Here is a 7,875-nt window from a genome sequence, read left to right as displayed (position 1 = left end):
CATGGTAGATTCAGATAGTTAAGATGAGTCAGTTCTTTTATGTATTGTACCTCATGAGTCCGTGAACGGCTATATCAAAGCCTATTTGAGCAAGCACCCCATGCTTACATTGCCCTGGATAGCAACAATACGATTACCTCAGCCAATCGTGCCGCGACTCGATTATTCGACTGCACTCAGGGATTGCTACTGCACAAACCCTTCAGTATTTTAGTTCCCATTGAGGAGCGACGGGAGTTCCGGGAAGAACTCCAAAGGCGGCAACAGGTGGAGGACGAGCAGGAGTGGCAAGTGAGGCTCTATTCCCCCCATCGGCAACCCTTTGATGCGGCGGTGCTCCTGTCGGTGGAACGGGATGCCTGGGGTAATATTGTTTCGAGTTGCCTCTGTATTCGAGATATCAGCGATCGCCAGCGCGCGCAAGCCCTGAAAAAACAAAACACCGAGGACCTGTTCTGCGATCGCCCGAGGCACACTTTTTCTAAAGGAGAAAATATCCCCTTACAACCCGATGCCCTCTGGCTCGTTTGTAAAGGGTGGGTTAAACTGAGTACCCTGACGGAAAGCAATGGGGAAGTAATGATGGGAATAGTGGGTCCAGGAATCCCCTTTTGTCGAACTTTAACTGTTCTGCCCATCTATCAAGTAACCGCCCTTTCTCAAACCGTAGAATTAACGGCGATTCCTCACCAGGAAATGGCTCAAGCCTCTCACTTGACTCAGGTGATTGCCGAAGGCGTCAATCAGCGATTACACCAAGCTGAATTATTATTATCCGTTTGTGGGAGAAGGCGAGCCAGCGATCGCCTCTTGACCCTGCTGCAAGTTTTAAAAACCATCGTAGGCGAACCCGTTACCAATGGAACCCGCTTGAGTCTGCGCCTCACTCATCAGGAACTCGCCGAAGCTTCCTGCACAACTCGGGTTACCGTCACCCGCCTCCTGAGTGAGTTCCAGCACCAGGGAAAAATTACGATTGATAACACTAATCATATTACAATTCTGGAATAGTACAGCTAATGCAAGGGCGATCGCCAATTAATTTGAGCTAATTTCCCCGGGGGAAAGGCATACCACCGATACAACCGTTCTAATTCGCGATCGAGGGTTTGGGTGGCAGGAAATTCCGGATAAGAATCGCCCAATTCCCGTAAAGCAGCCAGCAAGGTACTCGGTGCCACCCACAATTCTTGACCCAGTTGTAACAGGTTCAAGGGTTGAGTCCCCGCTTCCAGGAGGCGATCGCGCAGGTGCGATCGCAATTGTATCGGTGAGGGCAAAGGCGGTAAATGATTGTAAACGTACACCTGACGCGGCATCCCTTTCGCCAGTAACCATTGCAAATGTGTACCCGAGGGGGGTAAGGTCCACAGCAACAAAGTATCACAGGGACGTTTAGGAAAGTTCCACTCTATTTCACAGGCTGTCGGGCCAATTTCCGGTCTACCCGCACCATAGAACAACACGCGACCCTGTAAGTGAGTGAGTAAGGATTGTAAGGCAATTCCGGACAACCATTGTGGATTAACCGTAACTGGAGGCGCTTCGGGGATAACTGGAGTAAGTGGAGGCGCACTAACTCCCACCGTTGTGAGGGTAAGGGATTTCTGGAGCAATGGTTTCTGGGACGTTTCCAGCGATCGCCGGACTGGGGCTGGGGGTGGCACTGACTGTCGTATAATCTCACTCGGGCGACTCTGTTCGTTTTCCGGCAGACGAGCGCTGATGAGTTCCAATTCTACATTAGTATTCCCATTCCAAGTATTTTCCCTCAATTTATAGGCTACATCAATATATTGAGGCAGGGGAAAATAATCCCCCCAGCGCCATGCAATCCCTTGAATCCGACGCGGGGTAGCAATTTTTGGCGAATCGGGGTGGAAACTGTGAGTTGAGCTTTCTAGGGTAACTTTGATATGTCCTTTGCCGACGATGCGCTGGTCCACTACTTCTACATTAGGCGTCCAGAAGACAGGGGATGGGTTTTCGATGCCGCAGGGGTGGAGGCGATCGATTTCCCGGTATAAGTCCAGGTCAATTTGCTCAAATTCCGCCAGCACATTAATGGCGATCGCTGGTTTGAGATGATGAGGTTCCAGACATCCATGAGCAAACTCACTCAATCCCTGGCGAAACCCGTCTAAGTTTTCCGCACTTAAGCTAAATCCGCCTGCTGCCCGATGTCCGCCATATTTTCCCAACCAGCGATCGCAATGCTGCATCGCCTCAAACACATGAAATTCAGGAATACTCCGCGCTGATCCGCGTATATGTTCCTGATGCTCATCCTCATAAGTGCCAATAAATACCGGCACTCCGTAGCGTTCCACCAAGCGAGAGGCTACAATGCCAATTGTACCATGATGCCAACCTGGTTGGACCACCACTAACACGCGACTGGCTAAATAGTCCATGCCACTGCTTTCAATCCAGGCGATCGCCTCCGCCTCGATAGTTTCGCACAATTGCTGACGGTCCTGATTGATTTGTTCGCACTGCATCGCCCGAGTTAACGCAATCCCTGGATCATCCGTCGTCAGCAGTTCGATCGCAATCTGAGGGTCGCCAATCCGTCCCACCGCATTAATGCGCGGTCCCAAGCGAAACCCAATTTCATCCGGTTTCATCGTTTTCCCACCCTTCAAGGCACTGCTACTAGCACCAGAAACCTGAATTAACGCTTGTACCCCCGCTAACTCAGACTCGGGTAACTGGCGCAACCCCCGTTTAACCCAGCGGCGATTCACTCCCGTTAATGGGGCTAAATCCGCAATGGTTCCCAGGGTTAATAATTCGCGTAAAGGTTTGATTAAGGATTGGGATTGACCTAACTTTTGTGCTAAACAAATGGCTAAAATATAGGCGACTCCCACCCCAGCAACTCCCCGATACGGAGACGCTTCCCGAATCAATTTCGGGTTGAGAATTGCTGTAGCAGGAGGCAGTTCTTCCGGGAGTTCATGGTGATCCGTAATAATCGCATCCATCCCCAATTCTCGGGCGAGGGCGATCGGTTTTACGGCAGCGATGCCATTATCCACCGTTAAAATAATTTTTACCCCTTCACTGTGGAATTCCCTGACAATGCGCTCATTGATGCCGTAACCTTCTGCCATCCGACTGGGAATAGCGTAATCTACATTTGCACCTAATGCGCGTAATGCCCGCATTAACAGGGCGGTACTGGTCATCCCATCGGCATCATAGTCGCCACAAATCGCAATTTTGGCCCCGGTGGCGATCGCCTTTTCTAATAGTTCGACAGTCAGTGCCAAGTCTGGGAATTCCTCCACAGGAGAAGGCAAACTCACCGATTCCGGGTCTAAAAATGCCCTTACTTCTTCTACGGTTTCAATGCCGCGATCGATCAGTGCTTGCGCCAAAATCGGTGGCAGCGCCACTGCCTCAGCAATCTGCTGGGCGAGTTCGGGTTTTTGAGGATAAATCTGCCATCGGTGATTGGGTAAACGGATCGCGGTACTCGAAACCATAACGTTATCCCTAGAGCGGATTGGAATTGCTTTCACCTATCCTATCAGCCCCGGGTACTTAATTTTCACTCAGTTTTAGGCTATACCAAAATAGTCCCCTCCTAATCCGTAAACCATAACCCCGGTTCCGGTTCCAAGCGCTGTGCAAAGTCTTTTAGGGGGGCGAATGCGCCAGTTTCCACCTGTTGTACCGGATTTCCCGCCGTTGCCCAACTGAAGTGCAGTAACGGCGCTAATCCTTCCCCAGGATTGCGCTGTTCTTCTCCCCCCAGGTAAAATAAAAGATTGCTATCTTGGCAAATTTCCCCGGACTCTTCAACTAAACAAACCCCATTATTATTATGAATTCGTCCGGTAGAAAGCGCCATTGTCGATAAGTCTTGCCCATTCAATGTTATAATCTTATTTAAACTGGATGTTACCAACCGACAGCGGTTTAATCCCGATTCCGAGGGGCTATCAGTCCAGTTCAGAAAGGGTAGAGGAATAGAACCCCTGCCCTGGTAAGCAAAGGTTGCTAAACCCCCTTCATATTCAAGACAGCCAAATACCGTAGAAGTGACCGTTCCTCGGGGACTTTCTGACTCCCATTCTTGAATTTTAGCAGTTAATTGATTGCTAACTCCATTAGTTCTGAACAGGTTATTCTCAGCGAGAGTAGGTTGGGCCAATCCTAGGGTTAAAATCCCATAATTTTGATTGTTTTCCAGAATATTCCCTTGAATAGTAGGCGTTGCGGATGCGGTAACAACGATTCCGTTGCGGTTTGAGCGAATATGATTGTCGGCAATCAAGGGATTTGCCATCCCAGCGATCGCCACCCCCATTCCATTGCTGGTAAAATCATTACTGCGAATTTCTCCCCCCCCTTGCTGGATGACGGAAATTCCATTTCCGCCATTATTAACAAACCGATTTTTTTCAAGGATTGGAGTAGCGGTTCCTCCAATTAAAATGCCTTCTCGGGGATTATCCCTCAAAGTATTATTACGAATCAAAGCAGTGGTTGTATCTTCAATCCAAATTCCCGTTCCGTCCGAATGCGGATTAGTGAGAGTTATCCCTAAAATGTGGCTATTGTTTCCGGCAAATAGGGTATAATTTTGTCGTCCGGCGCTACGAGTGGAAGCAATTCCTCCCCCGCGAATGATCACCCCTTCTCCCTGCTGGGATTCATTGCCGATTAAAATAACCCCTGGATTCAATTTGAGGGGAAAGGTTTCCCGGGCGCTATACAATCCCGGGGCGAGATAAATTACCGTCCCGGGACGCGCACCTTGTAGCGCATAGGAGATACTGCGAAAGGGATTTTCTGGGGTGAGTCCAGCAGTAGCGGCATTGTTACCCTGATTCGGGTCAACATAATAAATCGTGTGTGCCTCGGCGATCGCCTCGGGGGAGGGGGTGGGAAAATCTGCCACCGGCGCAGGGGATGGCGATGCCTGGGGCGTCTCCGGTGTAATTGCCGGGGGGATGACAGGGGGTGGGGTACTGCGCGCCACCGGAGAACCATTGACGCGATCGGTTTGACTGGTATAAGTCAATCCATATTGAATCATCCCCAGATCGAGGGGATTGCGATTCCAGGATAACCGGAGACTTTGCACGCGATCGTCTGCTAAAAACTCCCCGATATACATTCCACAACTATTGTTGGCATTGACTTCTGGGGTACTGCAATTATTTTGGACTCCCCGTCCCCTGCCATGAATCCCAATCAGTTCCCCATTGGCATTAAAGATACCACCCCCACTCATGCCACTGCGCGTCGGATTGCTGTAAAGTAACCGATACCCACCATCATCCGAGGGCGGAGTCACTTCGGCGATCGCACCTTCGACTAACTGGCGATCGCGAATTTTTTGGCGTAAATCATCGGGATTGGGCCATCCACTCACAAACACCGGAGTTCCCGACTGGAGAGGATTTGCGGCCATTGTTGCCAAGGTATAGGTGCGATCGCTTTGCACCCGCAGCAGGGCCAAATCCAATCCCGCGATCGTTTGTCCCAACTCTCCCGAAGGATAACCCAGGGGAATGATATCCGGACTATTTTCCGATGCATCAACGTAATACACCTGTCCATCCGGCATCGCGATCGCATGAAATCCCCCCCGTTTCCAAACCACGTGCAAAGCAGTCAGTACATAATAACTATTCCCCTCTTGCGCCACAATTACCCCACTCCCCGTTTTTTCCCCTTCAATCAAAAACGCATCCCCTTGTTGGGTCAAATTCGGACTAATTAACACCGAAACTTGCCATGCCACCGCATCCACTTCTCTCGGATTCAACGCCAAGGCAATGGGATTCCAGCTTGCCACCACAAGGGTTACAATTGTTGGTAATAATAGATGATTATTCATGAGTTGTTGTTTGTCATTTATCCTTGGTCATTTGTTGGTTGTTCTTGGGGGAATTTTCTCGTGACTAGGCTCTGCCTAGTCACGCACAATAGGAGGCTCTGCCTCCCGACAATTAAACGAAATATAATGGAAATGCAAGTCTGGTCATGGTTAAAGTCTAGTTCCAACTTTGTGACATTTAATCCCATTAAGAACAAAAAAGGCGCAGAATAACCCGCGCCTTGCTAGAGGCAAACTGCCCCAAGGTGTTGAGAGAAAAAGAAACTAAAGAAAGAGTGGCGATCGCCTGCACCGTTATTGAGTTAACCCGTTAACAAACCACAATCCCAATGCCGGTTCTAAATTGTGGGCCACGGATTCTAAGGGGGCGATCGCCTCCTCGCCAAACTCTTGTACCGGATTGCCCTTGCCTTCCACACTAAACGCAATCAACTGCCGTAACACTTGAGTCGGGTCACTAGCATTAAATCCGCTCAACGTGAACAACATATTATCCGGCTGACAACTCTCTTGTAAATCCTTCACCAAACAAACAACTTTATCATTATTCACCCGTCCCGTAGCAAATAACATTTTATGCAACTGACCCCCATAAGCCGTCACCTTTTGATTTAACTTCTGAGTCACTTCATTGCAGCGATTTTCAGGTAAATCTACGTCCGAACTCTTCCAAACAATCATCGCTTGGGGAATCGAGGCATACCCTTGTTGAGCCACCGTTGCGTAATTTGTGCCGTAGGGTTCACAGGTGAAATAAGCCTGCTGAATGCCTGTTTGTTCTTCAGGAGTCGGGGGAATTCCCTGGGGATTGCGGGCGATCAGTTGGTTTTCCCGTTCGTTGCCGCGAAAGGTATTACTAGCAGCAATCTGAGGTTGAGATTCAGCGATCGCCACCAACCCATAATCACTATTATTTTCGATAATATTCCCCTCTAATATCGGACGCGCCGCTTGCGTCACCACAATCCCAATTCGATTTTGATGAATGTGGTTACCTGCAACAACTGGGGCCGCATTATGCCCGATCGCCAGGGCAAAACCCGTATCCTGAAACACATTTCGGCGAATTTCTCCTCTCGCCTCCTTCGTTACCGAAATTCCATTGCCCCCATTATACATAAACTGATTATTTTCAATAATCGGTTGAGCCGTTCCTGATACGAAGATCCCCTCCCGATTATTATTCGTAAAGGTACTATTTCTAACAATAGCATTGGCATTTTCTATCCAAATTCCAGTCCCAAAAGGATTGGGATTCGTAACAGTCACCCCGAGAATTTGGCTACTATCTCCGGCTAATATCGTAATATTTTGACCTGCCCAAATGGGGCTCAGATGGGTTGCTCCCCCGGTAATTACCACCCCATCACCCCGGCCACTTTCATCCCCGCGCAGAATAACTCCCGGTTGCAGTTTCAAGGGAAAAACTTCCCCAGCCTGATAGCGTCCCGGTGCCAATTGAATCACCGTTCCCGCCTGCGCCTGTCCCAAAGCAGCGGTTATCGTTCGTAACGCATTCGCTTCACTTTGACCGGCACTTACGGAGTCATTTCCCCGCTTGGGATCAACATAAATCACCCGCTGCTGGGCGTTCATACTTGGCTGAACCGTGGGAACATTTGCTAGGACTCTACCCCCCTCTACTCTCTCTCCTTGACTCCCTAGAGTAACCGTTGCTGCACTCAGTAACGATAAGGTAATTAGAACGAGGGGATAGCTGCTGATTTTGTTCATCATAGACCAGTTCTTGTGGATTATATTGATAGGAATTGCATCCAATGAACCCTGACGCTACTGATTAGCTGCTTATCTTAATGCTCGTCTAAATAAGCTAATTTTTTATAAATTTTCCGGATCTTTTTTTTCTTTATTCAAGGGATGGGGAGATGGGGAGATGGGGAGGATGGGGAGGATGGGGAGGATGGGGAGGATGGGGAGGATGGGGAGATGGGGAGGATGGGGAGGATGGGGAGGATGGGGAGGATGGGGAGGATGGGGAGGATGGGGAGGATGGGGAG

The 7,875-nt window shown here is 49.4% G+C and carries 4 protein-coding genes and 1 pseudogene; 2 read left to right on the top strand and 3 right to left on the bottom strand.

Annotation, left to right across the window (positions count from 1 at the left end):
- Positions 1-72 precede the first annotated feature (72 nt).
- A pseudogene (locus NG792_RS28615) lies at positions 73-411 on the top strand (PAS domain-containing protein); the annotation flags it as partial.
- A 168-nt stretch (positions 412-579) separates the two neighbouring features.
- The gene (locus tag NG792_RS28610; protein WP_317619534.1) at positions 580-1,011 is read left to right on the top strand and encodes a Crp/Fnr family transcriptional regulator; all 432 of its coding nucleotides are present in this window, start codon (positions 580-582) and stop codon (positions 1,009-1,011) included.
- Between the two features lie 5 nt (positions 1,012-1,016).
- Here NG792_RS28610 and recJ read toward each other — a convergent pair whose 3' ends face one another.
- The 3 genes from recJ to NG792_RS28595 all read right to left on the bottom strand — a co-directional run bounded on the left by recJ (position 1,017) and on the right by NG792_RS28595 (position 7,594).
- Positions 1,017-3,491 carry a single-stranded-DNA-specific exonuclease RecJ gene (recJ, locus tag NG792_RS28605; RefSeq protein ID WP_261237776.1) on the bottom strand — a complete coding sequence of 825 codons (2,475 nt, stop codon included), beginning with the start codon at positions 3,489-3,491 and terminating at the stop codon, positions 1,017-1,019.
- Positions 3,492-3,592: 101 nt separating this feature from the next.
- Positions 3,593-5,857 carry a DUF1565 domain-containing protein gene (locus NG792_RS28600; protein ID WP_261237774.1) on the bottom strand — a complete coding sequence of 755 codons (2,265 nt, stop codon included), beginning with the start codon at positions 5,855-5,857 and terminating at the stop codon, positions 3,593-3,595.
- Between the two features lie 294 nt (positions 5,858-6,151).
- Positions 6,152-7,594, bottom strand: a complete 1,443-nt coding sequence (locus NG792_RS28595) for a DUF1565 domain-containing protein (protein WP_261197926.1) — start codon at positions 7,592-7,594, stop codon at positions 6,152-6,154.
- Positions 7,595-7,875: the final 281 nt, after the last annotated feature.

The organism is Laspinema olomoucense D3b, assembly GCF_025370785.1.
In the GTDB taxonomy this organism is placed as follows: Bacteria; Cyanobacteriota; Cyanobacteriia; order Cyanobacteriales; family Laspinemataceae; genus Laspinema; species Laspinema olomoucense.
Note: the sequence above shows the minus strand (reverse complement) of the source record. Positions and strands in the feature narration are given on the sequence as shown.

Coding starts and splice junctions, on each gene's coding strand:
- NG792_RS28610 (WP_317619534.1), top strand. CDS start 580: ATGATGGGAATAGTGGGTCCAGGAATCCCCTTTTGTCGAACTTTAACT.
- recJ (WP_261237776.1), bottom strand. CDS start 3,491: ATGGTTTCGAGTACCGCGATCCGTTTACCCAATCACCGATGGCAGATT.
- NG792_RS28600 (WP_261237774.1), bottom strand. CDS start 5,857: ATGAATAATCATCTATTATTACCAACAATTGTAACCCTTGTGGTGGCA.
- NG792_RS28595 (WP_261197926.1), bottom strand. CDS start 7,594: ATGATGAACAAAATCAGCAGCTATCCCCTCGTTCTAATTACCTTATCG.